We start from the raw sequence: 20,055 nt of genomic DNA on the forward strand, positions 1-20,055 counted from the left end.
GTAAGAAGATTATCAGGGAGTATTTTGCTCCCTGATAATTATTACGATAGCGAAGAGTTATTAACTAACGGCCGCAAATGCTTCCACAATGCGTTTAACATTATGGCGATTGACGCCTGCCATACAAACACGTCCTGTTCCGACTAAATAAACGGCAAACTCATCTTTCAGACGAGCAACTTGCTCTTTAGAAAAACCGGTGTAGCTGAACATACCGCGTTGCTTTAATAAGTGGTCGAAATTGTGGTTTGGTAATGCTTTTTTCAGCTCATCAACCAGTACCGTACGCATGTCTAAAATGCGCAAACGCATCTCTTCCACTTCTGCTAACCATTTGGCTTTTTCTGCACTATTGGTTAATACCGCTGCAACAATTTTTGCGCCATTTGATGGCGGGCTTGAGTATAAGCGGCGAACACCTGCTTTTAACTGGCCTAATACCCGGTCGCGCTCATCTGGGTTTTCGCAAATAACGGATAGTCCACCGGCACGCTCACCGTAGATACCAAAGATTTTAGAGAATGAATTACTGACAAACACAGGTAAGCCAGCTTTAACCATTGTTCTAATCGCATAGGCATCTTCATTGATGCCTTCTGCAAAACCTTGATAAGCAATATCTAAGAATGGGATCAGCTTGTACTCTAATGCCACTTTAGTGACTTCATCCCATTGTGCAGGAGTCAGGTCGGAGCCTGTTGGGTTATGGCAGCATGGGTGCATTAAAATGATGCTATTTGCTGGCAATTTTTTGAATGTTGCCAACATTTCATCAAATTTAACGCCTTTGGTTTTTTCATCAAAGTAGGGGTAATAATGCACTTTTGTACCCGCACCTGAAAAAATAGAGGCATGGTTTTCCCAAGTTGGGTCACTGCACCACACTTCTGAGTCTGGATAATACTGATGTAAAAAATCTGCACCAATTTTCAATGCACCAGAGCCACCAATCGTTTGGACAGTCGCAATACGCTCCTGTGCTATTAGCGGGCAATCTTCCCCGAATACCAGTTTTTGTAATTCAGTACGATAATCTTTTAAACCTTCCATAGGTAAGTACAAGGATGCACTCGCAGGCAATTGGCTTAACGTCGCTTTTGCCGTTCCAACAGTACCCAGCTCAGGGGTTTTACCTTCACCATCGTAGTAAAGACCAATACTCAAATTAATTTTATTTTCACGAGTGTCTTTATTAAATTCATCCATTAACGACAGAATTGGGTCGCCCGGATAAGCATCTACATGTTCAAACACAGGACATCTCCTAATCATTATTTTACGCTAAATAAACCAAGCGATGATTTACCATATTTAACGTCATTTTTACGTTGTTACCTGAAAATAACCCTTTGCTGGCTATTCGTCTACATATTCCATTGCAACTCGAGAGGTTAACTTTGTCAGCAACTCATAGTTGATAATGCCCGTTTGTGTGGCAATTTCTTCAACTGGCAGTTGATTTCCCCACAAAATAACGTCATCACCCACTTTATCATTGGCATTTAGCCCTAAATCCACCACTGTCATATCCATGGAAATTCGCCCAACAATAGGCACTTTTCGTCCATTAATTAACACGGGTGTACCTGAAGGTACGTTACGTGGATAACCATCACCATAGCCGATTGCAACAACCCCAAGCAGCGTATCTTTATCACTGCACCATGTTTCACCGTAACCTACGCATTGCCCTGCTGCATGTTTCCTAACCGCAATTAATGTTGATTTTAGTGTCATCGCAGGAAGTAAACCGAAGTCTTTTGCGCTTTTACCTTCTTGTGGAGATGCTCCGTACATCATGATCCCTGGGCGTACCCAATCATAATGTGCTTCTGGCCAGAGCAAGATCCCCGCGGAGGCCGCAATGGATTTCTCCCCCTCTTTACCAGCAATAAACTGTTTAAAACAGGCAATTTGTTTTTCAGTTGTCGGCAAATGAGGCGCGTCCGCTTGGCAAAAATGGCTAACAATATTGATAGGAAGTTGAACTTGTTGGCAGCGTTGTAAGCGTTGATAAAAGTCTTCGGCATCTTTAGGAAGAACACCAAGGCGGTGCATACCGGTATCCAATTTCATCCAAACTTTCAGAGGATAAGGCAATTTGGTAGCTTCAAGCATTTCAAGCTGTTCAATACAATGGATCACCGTGTCAATCTGATGCTCTGCCATCAACAGCAAGTCAGAATGTTCAAAAAAACCTTCCAATAACACGATCGGTTTTACCACACCGTGCTGCCGTAATAGTAGGGCTTCATTGAGCCTTGCCACCCCAAAGCCATCCACTAGCTCTTCTACTGCCTGACCAACCCCTACTAATCCATGACCATAAGCGTTTGCTTTGACAACTGCAATCATTCGGCTATTTGGCGCAATCTCTTTCACCCGTTGCAAGTTGTGTCGCAGAGCGCGGCGGTTTATCAATGCGGTTGCCGCTTTCATTGTTTCCTCGTTCTTTTTCTCTAAACCCGCTAAAAATTAAGCTGCCCTTTGGCAGCCCAATATGTTCTCTATTTGTTATACGCTAAAAAATATCAATTTCCATTCGATATTATTTTTATGGATCATTTAATTTTAATACGCTAGTTCCAACACTCTAAATAGTTTGCGTTGTCGCTAGGCGGCGATTGAGCTAATCCTAGGAGCATACAAAAGTATGTGACTAGGATTAGGGAATGAAGCCAACACCGCGACAGCGCGAAATATGACGAGTATTTATGACTAGGATTTAGTCTTCGTCGTTATAAGCCGGCCCCGCATAGTTATCGAAACGCGACCACTGCCCATTAAACGTCAAGCGCACGGTACCAATTGGTCCGTTACGCTGCTTACCTAATATAATCTCAGCAACGCCTTTGAGCTCACTGTTATCGTGATAAACTTCATCGCGGTAGATAAACATAATCAAGTCCGCATCTTGCTCAATAGATCCTGATTCACGTAAATCCGAGTTAACAGGGCGTTTATCCGCACGTTGCTCAAGACTACGGTTTAACTGTGACAACGCCACTACTGGAACATTAAGCTCTTTTGCTAACGCTTTGAGTGAGCGTGAAATTTCAGCAATTTCTAATGTTCTATTATCAGAAAGAGCAGGAACTCGCATCAATTGGAGGTAGTCAATCATAATCAAACTTAAACCACCATGCTCACGATAAATACGGCGCGCACGTGAACGTACCTCTGTAGGAGTCAGGCCCGAAGAGTCATCGATGTACATGTTGCGCTTTTCCATCAAAATACCCATCGTGCTTGAAATTCGCGCCCAATCTTCATCATCAAGTTGCCCAGTACGAATGCGAGTTTGGTCGACACGAGATAGTGACGCCAACATACGCATCATAATTTGGTTACCTGGCATCTCCAAACTGAAGATAAGTACCGGTTTTTCTTCTGTCATTGCCGCATTTTCACACAAGTTCATCGCAAAGGTGGTTTTCCCCATGGATGGACGCGCGGCAACAATAATTAAATCCGACCCTTGCAAGCCGGCCGTTTTTTTATCGAGGTCTTGGTAACCTGTTGAAACCCCAGTAACACCGTCGTGAGGCTGCTGGTAAAGTTGCTCAATTTTTTCAACGGTTTCTGACAAAATGGCTTCGATGCCTTTCGGCCCTTCGTCTTTATTCGCCCTTGATTCGGCAATTTGGAAAACTTTGGTTTCGGCTAAATCAAGAAGGTCTTCACTGCTTCGCCCTTGTGGATCATAGCCTGCATCCGCAATTTCATTAGCAACAGAAATCATATCGCGAACAATCGCACGTTCGCGGACAATGTCTGCATAAGCATTAATATTCGCTGCACTTGGCGTATTTTTAGATAGCTCAGCCAAATAAGCAAAACCACCGACGCTATCCAATTCACCCTGTTGTTCTAGTGACTCCGATAAGGTGATAAGGTCAATGGGCTTACCTTGCTCAAGCAAAAATTGCATTTGCGAGAAAATGGTGCGGTGGGGTCGGCTAAAGAAATCAGCATGAGTCACACGTTCAGAAACGGTATCCCAACGCTCGTTATCTAACATTAACCCCCCTAAAACAGACTGCTCCGCTTCGAGAGAATGTGGTGGAAGTTTTAACCCTTCCATTTGGTGGTCTCGTGGGGCATCCGTTTTAAAATTTGATGAGGGTTTTTTAGCCATACATTAATATCCAAGTCTATAATTAACGATCTGCGCTTAGTATACGCCAATCTTATTTTTTTGTGGTTTTCTTTGCGTCTTTGCGCAAAGTAATCACAAGATAAAATACATCAGTGAAAGCACAAACCTATAATTCTTCTGATTGAAACATGGCGTTATGATAAAACGATTGTTATTGTAATTAAAATGAATAGTCCTTATTGGAGATTGTCATGGCAAAACGTATTGAATTCGCGCAACATGGCGGCGCTGATGTACTTAACTTAGTAGATTATTCCCCAGTAAATCCAGCAGATAACGAAATTCAAATTGAAAACCGAGCTATTGGGATTAACTTTATCGACACCTATGTGCGCAGCGGTTTATACCCTGTTGCTAAGCTGCCAAGTGGTCTTGGTACAGAAGCAGCAGGTGTTGTTGTAAAAACCGGTGCTCATGTCACAGGATTCAAGCCCGGTGATCGTGTCGTTTATGCGCAAGGCCCACTAGGTGCGTATAGCGAAGTCCACAATGTTCCTGAAAATGCGGTCGCTCATCTCCCTGATGGCATTACGTTTGAGCAAGCTGCTGCCAGCTCATTAAAAGGCATGACAGTTTATTACTTATTCCATCAAACCTATCAACTGAGCCGTGACGAAATTTTTCTGTTCCATGCCGCTGCAGGCGGTGTTGGGCTGATAGCGTGCCAGTGGGCAAACGCACTAGGCGCTAAAATGATAGGCACGGTGGGTTCTGCAGATAAAGCGTTAAGAGCCAAAGATGCAGGAGCATGGGAAGTGATCAATTACCAAACAGAAGACATTGCAGCTCGCGTGAAAGAAATCACTCATGGCGAAAAAGTGAGTGTGGCTTATGATTCTGTAGGTCAATCCACATGGCTTGCCTCATTAGACTCGCTCAAACGCCGTGGCTTGATGGTTAGCTTTGGTAACGCCTCAGGCCCTGTCACTGGCGTAAATTTGGGGATCTTAAACCAAAAAGGCGGATTATACGTTACTCGCCCATCATTAGGCGTTTATGTGACTAACCGTGCTGAGCTAGACCAAGCGAGTAATGCCTTATTTGATATGATTTTAAGCGGCAAAGTGAACGTGGATGTCCCGCAATCACAAATTTTTGCTTTAAAAGATGCACAAAAAGCCCACCTCACTATCGAATCAAGAAAAACCCAAGGTTCGAGTTTGCTTATTCCGTGATAAATAGCCCCCTTAATTAGCCAGTCATTTTTGCTAGTTAAGGGGCTTTATCTATTTTTAAGATTTAATTCTAGAGCTTAAACAGAGGAAGCTATGTGCCGATAAACATAGACGCCAGATATAAAAGAAATCATTACTGCTACTGACATAAAATAATAAATAACAGTTGTTGAATCGCCAAAAAAGTATATAACCATTCCAATAAAAGGGAGCACAGACTGATTAAGCAATACAATAATAGATGAGACTCCAGCAAAATAATTTGACGGAATACATTCTATACGTACCATTCGACAAATATTTCCTGTAAAGACTTTACCAATAATAGAAATTGCGTAGAAACAAACGAATATTATAAATGATGAAGGATATGATATTAAAAAAATCGAACTCCCCGTAATAATCAGAACCGCGCTAAGTAGAAGTTTTTTCCGCTGAATAAAGTGAGTTAATGAACTATAGAGATAGGTTCCAGTGACACCACAAAGGCCAGCCGCAACATCAATAAAACCGAAATACTTCGCAGGAAGCCCCATTTCTTTGTCAATCAATGCCGTACCACTCGATTCAATAATGCTATCAAACATATTATTACCAATGGCGAGTAATACGGTTAAAAACAATATTGGTATAGAAAAAATATAGATAAAATGGTGTTTGAACAGCCCATTTTCCTGACCTGAAACATTCTGATTATCTTCATGCTTCATATTGCTCAATTCTTTTTTCTTTAAAATAAAAAAAAGAGCATTAATAATATAAAGTAAAAGTGGAATGATAAGTACTGTACGAGTCCCATAGTCGATAATTATCATGCCAATCAATGGACCTACTATCATTCCAGAAAAGTCCATTCTTGATATTAAATTAACATGATATTCCTTTTTGTAACTTATTAATGAGATAATTTTCTCATAAGAAATAATAGTTTGAGAATTTCCTATTGATATTAGGCTACCCACAATACCAAATGCGACTGCAATTATTAGGTCTGAAGAAAAATCATTGAAAGCTAAAAATAGACATCCTATTGATTTGATAACATCAGATAAAATAGAAAGTGGGCGTACTCCAAGTCTATCAATGTATTTACCAATAAGTGGAATAATTAATATTCTTGGTAACCACCATAGAGCATAGGATAAACCTGAATATTCAATACTACCTGTTAACTGGTAAACTAGAACTGGCGTGAGAAAGACCATAAGGCCATCCGCAGTAAGTACGCAAAAAAGCATTAAAAAGAATAGGTTGCTCATAACTTATATTTTTATACCTTCTCCTTCAATAACACTTTAACATATCGACCTAACTTATCATCAAATACCACTACTGATTTAGGTGTGTTGTGCGTGGGTGCCTCTCTGACTATTTCCTTCTGCTTCTCAATCAGAAACTCATAGTATTTTTTATCTGCTTTGATATTATTTGTCTTATAACTCATATAATTTAGATTTTTTATTGGCCAGTCTATTACATCATGACCAGGAATATATTCTTTATCCTCACTGATATAAATAATCGGTCTATTAACAGTAACCACGCCAGCCATATTCATCAGGGCATGCGCTACACCACATGGAATAACTAATTCCACATTAGGCAAAGGAGTGAATGTTATTTCATCTTCAACGAAAATAGTATCCGAACCTTCCCTCATATCAACTAGCTTTAGTGTAATTTGATGTTCGGCTTTGCCCAGAAAAGTTAAATGGTCTTCTTGGCCCAAATGTAATCCATAAGAATCAAAATCGTAATATTCATAACCATGTTCTACAATATACATCGGTGACATTCTTGTCAGTGGGACAATTCCACTGTATTTCCCTGTTTTGACTGATGGAATTTCTTTAAATTCAACACCAATAATTATTGAATTAGGTAGAACCAAAACCTCATCATCATTAATTTTCTCTCTGATACGTACATTTATTTTGCTTCCATCATCTAAGTTAAGCTCTCGAGTTTCAGAATGTTGAAATTTGTGTTTCATTAAATTTTTATGCTGATATTCAGCAATACGATGATAAACAATATCAGCTGCTTCTTCTGTCATTGGAAAGTAGCCAGATACCTCTAAAGGATGAACATTTTCTGGTATATTTATAACATCATTGTCAGGAAACCAAGTAAGGTCAGGTCGCGATAATGTTTCAATATCAGGAAGAAAAAGTGCATAGGAATTAATTGTGAATATATTTTCCAGATTATGAAATGTATGAGCAATGCCAGGTGGAATTACAAGTGTTTTTGCCGAAGATGGAGTAATATTAAATTCCAATGATACTCTGAATGTGGGGGAATTTGCACGGCAATCGATGAATTTTGCAGTTATGATTTGCTCTGTATTTCCGATGAAAGTCAGCATATCTTGCTGGCCTAAATGAATCCCATACTGACCGTATTTAAATTCATGCTCACCATGATAGATAATATTTATAGGATAGGTAGTAACGAAAGGAATAACATATGAGTCTGACTTTCCATTATTAACTCTCCATCGTGAGATCCAATGTAACCCTGTAATAGTTATTTTTTGGTTGAGATCATTAATTTCATCCATATAAAACCTCATTTAAGGTGGCAGCCCTAACCTACAGGCCGCCAAGATAATTAAATATTGACCACTTCTATGTCATAACCTGCACTTTCTGTACTTTTTATTAGTTCGCTTAGGCTACTTGTATTAAGTTGATAATATTTATCATCTGCTGGTGCATTTTTGATTCCAGCCAGATAAGCAAGCTTATCTAAAGCAACAGTTGCCACAGATTTTGTCTGTAGGATCATGTCAGTAAAACTATTTCCTTCTGCATTTATTACTTCAACACTTTTTGGAGATTTGTATAGGCGGGCTATATTTTGAATTTCGCTCATATGAGCTCCTTACTTTAGATTAAAAAGTATATGGGTATGTTTATGTCATGAAGGTGAAATGAAACATTAAAAAAACATTTCATTAACACTTATAGCATCGACATTTTTATTCTGTCAATAACCAATTAGTTTTTTAATCCAAAAAACACCAAAATTTCGATATTAATATTCACATATATTTAATATAAAGTTATATAATAAAAATAGTAACAAATATCCATTCAAGAAATAGAACTTACCATTCACTAGATCTTTTATATTCAAGAAATGTCATTGCAGTCTGCGATTGACGATAATTGGCTTTTACATAATCGATTATCTCGATGGAATTTTCGCCAAGGAAGCCCATCAAATAAAGAATGAAATGAGTAAAGAAAATAGAGAGGATCGCTGCATATGTCACCCCTTTTCAAAGACCTAAGCCAGCGAAAGCTGGCTTAGGTCTTGGCAACGTGCGAAATCAATAAGATATTAGTATTTCAATGAATTACATAACCGTATGCATTTAAACATTCCTATACTTGTTCAATTAAGATCGCACTCAAACTGAACAAATATTATACAATCCATAAAGTTACATAAAGTAACTGTAATTGAGCTAGAGTTTTGCCTTTACGAGTAATTTATACTCACTCACCACGTGTCACAAATTCGAGAGCTTGCTCAACAACGGCTAAGTCAGCCCCTTTTTTATGCGCATTTTCACTTAAATGACGGCGCCACTGACGTGCACCGGGGATACCTTGGAAAATCCCTAACATATGGCGAGTCATATGACCTAAATACGCGCCTTTTGATAATTCGTTTTCTATATAAGGGTACATCGCCCTAACCGCATCAACACCATTCGTGACAGGAAAGTGCTCCCCAAACAATTGGTTATCCACTGCCGTTAAAATTGAGGGGTTTTGATAGGCTTCGCGCCCCACCATCACGCCATCTAGGTGTTGAAGATGCTCTTTTGCTTCTTCCAGCGTTTTGACTCCACCATTAATCGCCATCGTCAAATGAGGAAAATCACGTTTTAATTGATAAACTCGCGGGTAGTCTAATGGTGGGATTTCGCGATTTTCTTTTGGGCTAAGGCCAGATAGCCATGCTTTACGCGCATGGATAATAAACATTTCGCAACCGCCTTTATCTGAAACGGTTTCAATGAAATCACATAAAAACGCGTAACTATCTTGCTCATCAATTCCAATACGGGTTTTTACGGTTACTGGGATAGAAACCACGTCTTGCATGGCTTTCACGCAATCGGCAACCAATTGGGCGTCCCCCATTAAACAAGCACCAAAACGCCCATTTTGTACGCGATCTGATGGGCACCCGACATTTAGGTTGATTTCATCATAACCACGTTCTTGCGCCAACTTAGCACATTGCGCCAATGCGGCTGGGTCACTACCACCAAGCTGCAATGCAACAGGATGCTCTTCCTCACTAAAGGCAAGATAGTCCCCTTTTCCGTAAATAATCGCCCCTGTTGTGACCATTTCGGTATACAGCAAGGTATTTTTGCTTAATAAACGATGAAAATAACGGCAATGGCGATCTGTCCAATCGAGCATCGGCGCAACGGAAAATCGGTTTAGGTTGGTGTAGCCTTGTTTTGAGGTATTTTGATGCATGTTGGTCTTGTGTATTGGTATCGGTTATCTAGCCCCGAAAATAGCGAGCTGCGGCAATGAAAGAAAGGGATTATAGCATATCGAGCGCTGAGCGCGATTGATTACAACAAACAGCCCCCGATATGCAAATCCACACCGAGGGTTTTAAAATTACAAATACTTGTTTTACTATATCGCAATGTATCAACCTAAAAACAGCGTTTAAATCCAACTTAAAACGCCATTTTCAGATAAAAAACTTCAACAACAATTCAGACTCATTAATTAGTTAGTTTCTGCGCTCATTGTGACAAAATTTCCCATACGAGCACTGGTAATGGTATAGCTATCTGCACCCGCGGCTTTAGCTTTAGCTGCAATTTTTGCTTCTGTTGAAGCTAGTGTATCACCTGTTGCAGTAATTGTTGCTGCTGATGCACCAAATGCGACCATAGATAATACAGAAGCTGCCATCAATGTTTTTAACATGTTCATAATCTAATTCCTTCACTTATTATTCGATGAGACAACCCTTGTTGTCTGCGATGAAGGTATCTTATCGACAACGTTATTTAGGTTAAAGCTAATAATATCGCTCAACTTATTCAAATTAATTGAATAATTTACTTTATCTGAAACTCACCATGGAATAAAACCGAAAGATATAATCAAGCAGCCTTGTGCTATGCTTTCCCAAAGTTGGTTTACTTCTCGCGCAACCTTTAATAGGAACTGTATATGCCACTCAATAACCGAACACTCCCTACATTTAGGTACCATCCGAATCCTATTGAAACTGAAGCTTTTCTGACGGATAAAACAGTAACCTGTGATTGCTGTAAGCAACCTACTGATATTTATTATGAAAGCCCGTTTTATTCTATTGAGGACATTGATACTTTGTGTCCTTGGTGTATTGCCGATGGTTCTGCCAGTGCAAAATTTGATGGTGAGTTTCAAGACCCTGCCAGTGTTGAAGGTATTGATTGCGAATATGACGAAGACGGTGAGTTTTCACATACCCTAACCCCCTATCCTACTGAAATTTTTGATGAACTAATTAAACGAACACCGGGCTATCAAGGGTGGCAACAAGAAATTTGGCTCGCACACTGCCAAGAGCCTTGTGAATTTATAGGCTATGTTTATTGGGATGACATCAAAGATAGACTGGGTGAATTTGTTTCCCTTGAAAATGATATCGCTGATTACGGTTTTTCAATTTCAGAGCTCGCAAATATTCTCCATCAAGATAGCGCTGCTCAAGGTTATTTATTTCGTTGTTTACATTGCAAAAAACTACGTTTGCATTTTGATTTTAGCTAATTTATACCAACTAAATCGCGTGAAGAAGCCTGTCTTCAGGCTTTCATCTTCAACTATTCATCAGTTCAATAATTTGCTCAGCTAATTCTGGCGTCGCGGCTGATAGTAAGCTTCCTGCAAACATGGCTTGCTGACGCTGTCCATTTAATGCACAAACTTCCCCGCCCGCCTCTCGGATGCACGGAATAAGTGCTGCACTATCCCAAGGTTTCATTATGGTATCAATCGCACCATGAATACGACCACTAGCAACCATGGCATGCTGATATGCATCATTGGCAAAAATAAAATCCCTTGCTTGGCCCACAACTGCATCCAAATGATAAATTTGCGCCCCTTCTCGGGAATTATAATTACTACTATGAATACCTGATGCGCTTACCACGGCTTCTGATAATGATTTAGGCGATTGGCTTTCGAGTTTAAGTTGTCTTGGAGCCTGACGAGCTGTTTGCACCCAGCACCCTTCCCCTTGTGAGGCAAAGTAGAGTGTGGATATCGCAGGAAAACTAATCACACTAAGTAATGGTTCCCCATTTTCCACATAAGCAATTAGCGTACTAAATAATGGCACTCCATAAATAAATGCACGCGTACCATCAATCGGGTCAATTACCCAGCCAGAACTGAATTGCTGCTCACCAATAAAGCCAAACTCCTCACCTAAAACAGCGATATTCGGTGTTTTTTGTGCAAAGAATGACCTAATTTCTTCTTCAACTCGAGTATCCGTTTCCGTAACTACGGAACGATCAGGTTTATAATCAAACTTTCCAGCCCCTTCAAAAGCGTCTACCGTCATGGTTTTGACTAATTCAGCGGCTTCAAGTGCAATATCTAACATGACCAGGCTCCTCATTGAAAAAGAAATTGAGTATAACGGACTAGTTATAGCATAAAGGCGCTAAAATGCCTTATCGACCATAGAGCCCCCATATGACCTAAATTTGTTGAAGAGACACTTCACCAAATGTCATAAATATCAAAGTATGCCCCGCAATTCCACGGTATACCCCTTGCTGACTATTGAGTTCGCAAGCCAATGCCGTTAATTGCCATGCATCATATTCTTCGATGTGACTAATTCGAGCAGTCAATAATGCGTTATCTCTCCGCTCACCATAAGCTTTCACTGCGATTGCATCTTGGGTTAAAGCGCTGTCGATAGAACTGTTTGCCCAACTCCACATCCAACTGCCTTGGTTTTGGTCATAAGTACCAACAATTTGCACTGGCGCTGTTGCCATTAGATTGTCAGGCGCATGAAAAATAATGGTTCCTTCGTCTTGGTTCACGGACCAATCGGCTTCATCTAATTTCCATGTATCACAATGAAATTGGTTTTTGGCCTGTAACGCATTCATACTGCGTTCAATTAATGCCTCATAAGGCATCTGTTCTATTTCATTATCCATTTATTACCCAATATTTTTTAATGCATTGATAATTAACTGCCAAAATTTATGATGGTCTAACTTAACCGCGACTTGAGTATGGCAATTTTCAGGCGCCGGATGACGGAAATCAGCCACAGTCATGCCTAGCGTGTGCGTGCCTGTCAGCTCAATATTCACAGGCACTTTTTGCGTAGTCATTACTGTCGGATCAATGACATAGGCAACCGCACAAGGGTCGTGTACTGGCGGAGCATCAAAGCCTTGAGCTTGTTTGTACATTTTCCCAAAGAAATCCAGTAATTCGACGACAAATTGCGAACAATCACTGCCAATCTCAGCAATTTCTTTCACAACATCAGCGGTAGCCAGCGCTTGATGGGTGAGATCTAACCCCACCATGGTTAGTGGCCACTTTTCATTGAAAACAATATGAGCCGCTTCTGGGTCAATTTTGATGTTAAATTCAGCCACTGCACTCCAATTTCCAACATGGTAGCCCCCTCCCATCAGCACCACTTCTTTAACTCGTTCGACAATGCGCGGTTCAAGACGAGCAGCAAGCGCAATATTGGTTAATGCACCGGTAGGCACTAAAGTCACTGTTTTAGGAGGATGAGACATAATCGTTTCGATAATCAGCGAAACCGCATGCCGTTCATCAAGCGTCAATGTGGGTGTTGGTAATACAGGCCCATCGAGACCTGATTCCCCATGAATATCAGGTGCGACTTCAATTTCCCGAACTAAGGGGCGAACCGAACCCGCGGCAAATGGAACACCGGTGATCTTCGCCATTTCAGCGATAGCCAATGCATTATGAGTGACTTTTTTGAGGGTTTGATTGCCGGCAACCGTTGTTACCGCCAATAATTCAATGTCAGGGTTACCATAGGCCAGTAATAACGCGATAGCATCGTCATGGCCGGGATCACAATCGAGGATTATTTTTTTGCTCATACCTTACCTTCTTAAATTGGAGTCAGAAATGGCACTGACCCCAATTTAGCGAGCTAGCAAGGCAAAATCTATGCTTAATATCTGAATACTTGGAAATTTATTTCAAAACATGCGCATAGACACGTTTTTTCTCACCTTCATTTTTCGAAATATACACACCTTGTAGCTCAGGCGCAAAGCCCGGTAATGCATTAATCCCCGTTTCTAGTGCCTTGAAATAGCGCAGTACTGGGCCTGACCACACTTCCCCTGGCACCACACACAATACACCCGGTGGGTACGGTAGCGCACCTTCAACAGCAATACGTCCTTCTAATTCATCTAACGGCAATAATTCACAGTTACCACGAATAAATTCTAAATGCGCTTGCTGAGGCGCCATTTTCACTTCAGGGAAGTGATTTTTACGGAACATCTCTTTTTGCAGCTGTTTAATGTTGTCATTAACGCTGAGCTGATGCATTTCTTGGCACAGGCGACGTAATGTGTAGCCTTGGTAATGTGCCTGATAACGTTGATAAACCGATGGCAAAACCTCTTCCAATAGTGCGTCTTCATCCAGTAACTGTTCGAAACGGACTAAATGAGAGACTAACAGCTCCAGTTTTTCACGGGTTTCTGCGGGAGTTAACAAAAACAAAATTGAATTTAAGTCGCACTTCTCAGGGATCACACCGTGTTCACGTAAAAAATGCGCCAAAATCGTCGCAGGAACGCCAAAAGCGTCATATTCGCCACTTTCGACATCAATACCCGGGGTTGTTAGCATCAATTTGCAAGGGTCAACGAAGTATTGGTCCTGTGAATACCCCTCAAACGCATGCCAACGCTCTTGCGGTATGAAATTAAAGAAGCGCTGCTGCGCAGCGATTTGCTCCGTTGGGTATTCATGCCATGCCTTGCCATCCACCATTTCAGGGACAAAAGGCTTAAAATAACGGCAATGCTGAAGTATCCATTTTCTTACCTCAATCCCCACTTTCACACAGTCCATCCACATCATTTTTCCTGCATCACCTTGGTGAATACGTGCATTCACATCTAAAGAGGCAAATAAGGGATAAAATGGGCTGGTAGAGGCGTGCATCATAAAAGCATTGTTGAGTTTTTTGTGTGAAACAAAACGCTCTTGTCCTTTGATGTGGTTATCTTTTTTATGGATTTGTGAGGCTTGAGAAAAACCAGCCAATTGCTTATGAACCGACTGAGTCACCATAATCCCAGGGTCGTTTTCATTTAATTCAAGTAGCAATGGCGAGCACTGGCGCATCATTGGAATAAATTGTTCATAGCCCACCCACGCAGAATCAAATAAAATGTAATCACATAAATGACCTATTTTATCAACGACTTGCCTTGCGTTATACACTGTACCGTCATAAGTCCCTAGCTGGATCACCGCTAAGCGGAATGGCCGCTTGGCCTGAGCTTTTTCCGGCATCACTTCTTGGATAAGCCCACGTAAATAATGATCATCAAAACAGTGCGCATCAATTCCTCCGATAAAGCCAAAAGGATTACGTGCCGTTTCAAGGTAAACTGGTGTGGCTCCCGCCTGTATCAGCGCCCCATGGTGGTTTGATTTATGATTATTACGATCGAACAAAACCAAATCACCCGGTGTTAATAGCGCATTTAGCACCACTTTGTTGGATGATGAGGTGCCATTTAACACAAAATACGTTTTGTCCGCATTGAACACTTTCGCGGCGAATTTTTGTGCCTCTTTCGCGGCACCTTCGTGGATCAATAAATCGCCCATTGCCACATCGGCATTGCATAAATCGGTACGGAACAGGTTTTCGCCATAAAATTGATAAAATTGTTCCCCTGTCGGGTGGCGACGGAAAAATTGGCCGCCTTGATGCCCCGGACAGGCAAAAGTCACATTATGACCCGCAGCATAATCCATCATTCGAGCAAAAAATGGCGGTAATAACTGTTTAAGATACTGATCCGCAGCATCGAGCAATTGACGGCTATTTTCTTCACGAGCAGCGGGCGCTGGCGGTAATAACGCTGTTAAATAAGGTGGTAAGTTTCCATCGGTTGGCAGCTGTTTATCACTGATGATAAACAGCGGAATACTTAGCTGGCTCTCAACGACTCTTTCCCACAGGCCTTGGTTGGCATCTTGTTCAGATAGCACAACAGCAGCAATATTGTTTAACTGTGCATCGCGAATATCTACCCACTGAAATTGATTAGTGAAATAGATTGCGACCCCCTGGCTACATGCCACATTGATTTTGTTCATAGCAGTCTGGCTCTTAGTTAGCTGAGGAAAAGAGGCGGACAATATACTTGATAGATCAGGGAATTGAAATGATTAGCATGGGCAGAAAAGATAGCCAGATTTGGAAAGTTGAATATATTTTATAAGCCACTGGTTAATAGCATAAAAATTCTATCTCATCACAACCCACCCCTCCATATTTCAGGCCATCATAAAGATAATAAAAAGATAAATTAACCAATTAACCTGGTGATCACCACCAATTAATCGGCCAATTTATCCGTAATGGGACGTTAGTTGTTTTTTTCTACATACAAAGTCTGTGATGGGAATGCAAAGTCCGCATCGTGGCGTTTAACTATCTCAATGATCTTCAAATACACCGCTTGCTGAGCGGCTAACCATTCAGCCCAAACTGTTGTTTTGGTAAAGCAATACACCATAATATTTAACGAAGAATCGGCAAACGTATCGAAATAAACTAATAAAGTTTGGCTGGTATCGATATTGGCATCTTGTTGCAACATCGTGCGGATATCGTCGACAATCGCCCCAATTTTGTCTGAATCTTCATAACGTAAACCAATTTCAGTTTTGATGCGTCGGTTAGTCATGCGCCCCGGATTTTCCACACTAATAGAAGAAAAAACCGAGTTAGGAATGTATAACGGGCGGTGATCAAACGTAATAATCTTGGTGATCCGCCAGCCAATTTCAACCACCGTGCCTTCAATATTTCTATCCGGTGAACTGACCCAATCACCAATATTAAAGGGCCGGTCAAAATAGAGCATTAACCCTGAGAAAAAGTTACTTAAGATATCTTTGCCGGCCATACCGATAGCAATACCGCCAATCCCACCAAATGCCATCAAACCAGACAAGCTCATCCCAAAATGCTCACCAAACAGCAGCACCATAATGACAAATATTGCGGTTTTAAATACGCGGGCGACAATACGAGCCGAAGTGGGGTCGCTGCCTTTTTTAATCTGTGTTTTTTCTAGTCGGTTCGCCAACTGGAACAGTTTTCTCATTAAAATCAATGCAATCAATGAGATAGTGACAAAATTAACCAAAGAGGTTGAAATAAACGTTAAATCAAAATCCGTTGCTGCCATATCGACATATTGAGCAATAACAATAACTACGCCACACAGCACTAGGGTTTGAACCACATGGATCAAAATACTTTTGCGCTTATGTTTATGTTTACGTCGTTTATGTACAATCTCAAAAGCTAAATAGATTGCGAGAAAAGCGGCAATCAGTGTCATGCCAATCGCATATTTTTCAAGTAGTGCTTCTATCATTTCTAACCGCCCTAAAATTTACCTGATAGGCTTTATTTTTATTTGTTTTACTGTGTATTATTTCTCGTTATCTTATTATTAAGATAACAATTATAAAGATAATTTTCCCAATAATTATCAGTTACTTTTTAGATTATCCAATAATGAATAAAAAGCTATTTTCCCCAAACGACAAAGAAATACACAATGTTTATGCGCTTAGGCCGCACCAGCAGTATGGCTATTTTGTCAGTAAAATCGCTGACTGGGAGCAGGTATGGAGCCTCGGCGATGGGCAAAACCTCGTTACCGCATGGAATGATGAAAACTGCCTCTTTCTGCCCCTATGGCCGGCCAGAGCGTATGTTGAGTTATGTTTAACGGGTGAATGGGCGAATTTTACGCCAATGTCATTTACGCTTGAACACTTGATGACAGAAATGCTACCTGATATGCATGACGCAAATATTAAGGTTGCTTTGATGATGCAATCTGATGGGAAAAAAACACTGATTTATGATGCTGCGGCGCTTCTCGCTGATTTGGAAGAAGAATGTCAGCAATATGAGTAAAAGGCAGCAATGCTGCCTTTTTGAGATAAAAACTACTTTTCAACACCGGTAGTAACAGTAAATTCACGGGTTTGCCCCGCCTCCAACCAAATCAGTGTTTGGCTATTTTTTGCCGCTAAGAAACCTTCTGGACGACACGTTGCAGGGAGGACAAATGCGCCAACTTTTTGGTCACCATTATACAAAATCCAACGGGTCGCATAATTTAGTTCATTAGATTTAAAACGAGTGACAAACGTATCCCCTGAGGGTGAAACCATTCTAAACTCAGGCGTTGCGGTATATTGGCTAAGATCATCCATAAAAAAGACAATTTCAGGGTCACACATTTGTGGCTGATTAAGCTGATTTAATGTGACTTTACCGGATTTCAGCGCTTCATTAAATTCGAGCCATTTTTCAGTTGGCTGAACATGCCCTGGTATTGATTCACGCAATTTAATCGCATTTTCAGGGATATTTTGCGTCAGTGTTGCATTCTCCACGTAAGCATAATTCATATGGCACATATATTGGAGAGGCATAGGCACCGAGGCTAAATTGGTGACTGACATATGAATATCAAATAATGCGCTATCTGAGTTTAATTGCACTGACGGTGTCGCACGATAATGATGACCAAAACCCATCACATACTCATATTCACCGACAACTTTTAAACTTTCGCCTGTCAGTTCAAGCCAAGCGCTATCCATTGCTGCACAAGGCATTTCTCCATGTAATGGGTGAGAATCTTCTGGGGAAGGACAGCCATTGCTGATTAAGCCTGAGTGAAAAGCAAAACAACCATAGGTTTCAACGACCGTTGGAACACGTTTTGGCGCTGAAAACATGTTTTCCATTTTCAGATTTTGGCCACAAAATTCTGCATCCCAAATCATTTGCCCTAAAAAAGGTAAAATCGTTAAATACCCGTGTTGATTTTCAATTCGTAGCCCTTCCACGCCAGTTTGGTAACGAAATGCAGTGGCCGTAAATTGGTTATTTTTTAAAATAAGCGTCGGGGTTTCCGTAAATAAGCTTTTGTGAAGAGGTATCAATGTATTCATTTTCATACTCACGGTTTAATGAGGTAAATGGAATTGGGTAGCTCACACTACCCAATTTAGGCACTATTTCGCGGCTTGTTTCGCTTTAAAACGGCGTTCACCAATAAAGTAAATACCGACATACACGAAGCACAACATGGAAACAAGGAATGAAAGTTGTAATGAGTGAAGCATATCTGCAACATAGCCTTGAACCGCAGGAACAACCGCAGCACCGACAATCGCCATGACAATGACCGCTCCAGCCATTTCAGTGTGCTCATTATCAACAGTATCCAAAGTACCTGCATAAATGGTTGCCCAGCAAGGTCCAAACAAAATACTCACCATGACCGCTGCATAGACCGCGGTGAAATTCGGAATAAATGCAACATACATCAGGAACAGTGCACCAATCACCGAATAGATAATTAGGACTTTCTCTGCATTAAATCGGGTCATTAGAATATTGGCGATAAACTTACCAATAAAGAAACAGGCAAAGCTGTACACCATGAAATTCGAGGCATCACGCTCGTTAATATCCCCCAACTCTAGCGCGAGGCGAATGGTAAATGACCACACAGCCACTTGCATTCCGACATATAAGAACTGGGCGATAATTCCTTTTCTAAAGCGGCTATTTTTCGCTAAATATTTTAAGGTTTCTAACGCCGTAGGACGCTTATGATCTTGCGTTTCTGCCACTTTACATTTAGGAAACTTGGTAATAAGGAATAAAATCATTACCACCACCAATACCATAATCATGTAACGGTAAGGTTCGAGGGTATTTTCCAACATGGCTAAACGGAATTCATGGATTTGTTCCGCATTCATTCCCGCCATTTGGTTTTGTAAACTCTCTCCTTCGGAAAATACCAGATATTTACCCAGTAAGATCCCACCAGCTGCGCCAATTGGGTAGAAAGTTTGGCTAATATTTAAACGCAATGTGGCGTACTGTTTAGGGCCTATCATTGAGCTGTAAGTATTCGCTGCGGTTTCAAGGAAGCTTAAACCAATCGCAATGGCGAAAATAGCAGCCAAGAACATGGTGTAAGTCGCCATATGAGATGCCGGGAAGAACATACTGCAACCCGCGATGTATAGGATCAGCCCGACCATAATGGCATATTTATAACTGGTTTTTTTGATCACTAACGACGCAGGGATAGCGATTAAGAAATAACCTCCATAGAATGCGCTTTGTACTAAAGCAGAGGCGAAGTTGCTGAGTTCAAAGACACTTTTAAACTGTGTGATTAAAATATCATTTAATGCTGCTGCGCATCCCCACAATGGGAACAGGCACGATAGTAGGATAAATTGGAATAGAGGTGTCTTACTCAGGTAGCCATCCGGTAACTGAGTGATGTTCTTAATGTTCATAGTAACCCTTATATTTTTATAATTTATACCCGAT

General features: G+C 40.9%; 18 protein-coding genes. 3 read left to right on the plus strand and 15 right to left on the minus strand.

The features are described 5' to 3' along the window. Positions 1 to 60: 60 nt before the first annotated feature. The 3 genes from PSF42_RS10070 to dnaB all read right to left on the minus strand — a co-directional run bounded on the left by PSF42_RS10070 (position 61) and on the right by dnaB (position 4,138). On the minus strand, positions 61 to 1,254 hold the full coding sequence (locus tag PSF42_RS10070; RefSeq protein WP_125892833.1) for an amino acid aminotransferase: 1,194 nt from the start codon (positions 1,252 to 1,254) through the stop codon (positions 61 to 63). A 102-nt stretch (positions 1,255 to 1,356) separates the two neighbouring features. Beyond that, on the minus strand, positions 1,357 to 2,439 hold the full coding sequence (gene alr, locus PSF42_RS10075; protein WP_125892835.1) for an alanine racemase: 1,083 nt from the start codon (positions 2,437 to 2,439) through the stop codon (positions 1,357 to 1,359). A 286-nt stretch (positions 2,440 to 2,725) separates the two neighbouring features. Next, positions 2,726 to 4,138 carry a replicative DNA helicase gene (gene dnaB, locus PSF42_RS10080; protein WP_004260904.1) on the minus strand — a complete coding sequence of 471 codons (1,413 nt, stop codon included), beginning with the start codon at positions 4,136 to 4,138 and terminating at the stop codon, positions 2,726 to 2,728. Between the two features lie 212 nt (positions 4,139 to 4,350). Here dnaB and PSF42_RS10085 point away from each other — a divergent pair, with 212 nt between their 5' ends. Further along, a complete protein-coding gene (locus PSF42_RS10085; protein ID WP_272679947.1) occupies positions 4,351 to 5,334 on the plus strand; it encodes a quinone oxidoreductase in 984 nt (327 codons plus the stop codon). Positions 5,335 to 5,411: 77 nt separating this feature from the next. On the opposite strand, the gene PSF42_RS10090 is transcribed toward PSF42_RS10085, so the two are convergent. The 5 genes from PSF42_RS10090 to PSF42_RS10110 form a co-directional block, all read right to left on the minus strand. Continuing rightward, positions 5,412 to 6,593 carry an MFS transporter gene (locus PSF42_RS10090; RefSeq protein WP_272679948.1) on the minus strand — a complete coding sequence of 394 codons (1,182 nt, stop codon included), beginning with the start codon at positions 6,591 to 6,593 and terminating at the stop codon, positions 5,412 to 5,414. Between the two features lie 11 nt (positions 6,594 to 6,604). Further along, on the minus strand, positions 6,605 to 7,897 hold the full coding sequence (locus tag PSF42_RS10095; RefSeq protein ID WP_272679949.1) for a dTDP-4-dehydrorhamnose 3,5-epimerase family protein: 1,293 nt from the start codon (positions 7,895 to 7,897) through the stop codon (positions 6,605 to 6,607). A 50-nt stretch (positions 7,898 to 7,947) separates the two neighbouring features. After that, the gene (locus PSF42_RS10100) at positions 7,948 to 8,211 is read right to left on the minus strand and encodes an XRE family transcriptional regulator (protein ID WP_272679950.1); all 264 of its coding nucleotides are present in this window, start codon (positions 8,209 to 8,211) and stop codon (positions 7,948 to 7,950) included. Positions 8,212 to 8,840: 629 nt separating this feature from the next. After that, complete coding sequence (gene dusA / locus PSF42_RS10105; protein ID WP_125892845.1) at positions 8,841 to 9,842, minus strand: tRNA dihydrouridine(20/20a) synthase DusA; 1,002 nt, start codon at positions 9,840 to 9,842, stop codon at positions 8,841 to 8,843. A 264-nt stretch (positions 9,843 to 10,106) separates the two neighbouring features. Then, positions 10,107 to 10,316 carry a YdgH/BhsA/McbA-like domain containing protein gene (locus tag PSF42_RS10110; RefSeq protein WP_125892847.1) on the minus strand — a complete coding sequence of 70 codons (210 nt, stop codon included), beginning with the start codon at positions 10,314 to 10,316 and terminating at the stop codon, positions 10,107 to 10,109. Between the two features lie 243 nt (positions 10,317 to 10,559). Between PSF42_RS10110 and cbrC the strand changes: the two genes are divergently transcribed. After that, complete coding sequence (gene cbrC, locus PSF42_RS10115) at positions 10,560 to 11,147, plus strand: PF03691 family colicin E2 tolerance protein CbrC (protein ID WP_125892849.1); 588 nt, start codon at positions 10,560 to 10,562, stop codon at positions 11,145 to 11,147. 49 nt (positions 11,148 to 11,196) lie between these two features. Here cbrC and PSF42_RS10120 read toward each other — a convergent pair whose 3' ends face one another. The 5 genes from PSF42_RS10120 to PSF42_RS10140 form a co-directional block, all read right to left on the minus strand. Continuing rightward, entirely contained in the window at positions 11,197 to 11,991 is a 795-nt protein-coding gene (locus PSF42_RS10120; RefSeq protein WP_125892851.1) for an inositol monophosphatase family protein, read from the minus strand. 97 nt (positions 11,992 to 12,088) lie between these two features. After that, positions 12,089 to 12,562: a DUF6882 domain-containing protein gene (locus PSF42_RS10125; protein ID WP_125892853.1), complete on the minus strand. Its 474-nt coding sequence runs from the start codon at positions 12,560 to 12,562 to the stop codon at positions 12,089 to 12,091. A 3-nt stretch (positions 12,563 to 12,565) separates the two neighbouring features. Further along, the gene (uriH, locus tag PSF42_RS10130) at positions 12,566 to 13,501 is read right to left on the minus strand and encodes a uridine-preferring nucleoside hydrolase UriH (protein ID WP_272679951.1); all 936 of its coding nucleotides are present in this window, start codon (positions 13,499 to 13,501) and stop codon (positions 12,566 to 12,568) included. A gap of 97 nt (positions 13,502 to 13,598) precedes the next feature. Further along, on the minus strand, positions 13,599 to 15,758 hold the full coding sequence (locus PSF42_RS10135) for an ornithine decarboxylase (protein WP_272679952.1): 2,160 nt from the start codon (positions 15,756 to 15,758) through the stop codon (positions 13,599 to 13,601). 272 nt (positions 15,759 to 16,030) lie between these two features. Further along, the gene (locus PSF42_RS10140; protein ID WP_125892859.1) at positions 16,031 to 17,050 is read right to left on the minus strand and encodes a mechanosensitive ion channel family protein; all 1,020 of its coding nucleotides are present in this window, start codon (positions 17,048 to 17,050) and stop codon (positions 16,031 to 16,033) included. A gap of 143 nt (positions 17,051 to 17,193) precedes the next feature. On the opposite strand from PSF42_RS10140, the gene PSF42_RS10145 reads away from it, so the two are divergent. Then, a complete protein-coding gene (locus PSF42_RS10145; RefSeq protein ID WP_272679953.1) occupies positions 17,194 to 17,601 on the plus strand; it encodes a DUF2750 domain-containing protein in 408 nt (135 codons plus the stop codon). A gap of 32 nt (positions 17,602 to 17,633) precedes the next feature. Here PSF42_RS10145 and PSF42_RS10150 read toward each other — a convergent pair whose 3' ends face one another. Both PSF42_RS10150 and fucP read right to left on the minus strand, forming a co-directional pair. Continuing rightward, positions 17,634 to 18,650, minus strand: a complete 1,017-nt coding sequence (locus PSF42_RS10150) for an aldose 1-epimerase family protein (protein WP_272679954.1) — start codon at positions 18,648 to 18,650, stop codon at positions 17,634 to 17,636. A 63-nt stretch (positions 18,651 to 18,713) separates the two neighbouring features. Then, positions 18,714 to 20,021, minus strand: coding sequence for an L-fucose:H+ symporter permease (fucP, locus tag PSF42_RS10155; protein ID WP_272679955.1), 1,308 nt, complete (start codon positions 20,019 to 20,021; stop codon positions 18,714 to 18,716). Positions 20,022 to 20,055 lie beyond the last annotated feature (34 nt).

The organism is Providencia sp. PROV032, from assembly GCF_028484875.1.
Taxonomy (GTDB): Bacteria; Pseudomonadota; Gammaproteobacteria; order Enterobacterales; family Enterobacteriaceae; genus Providencia; species Providencia rettgeri_E.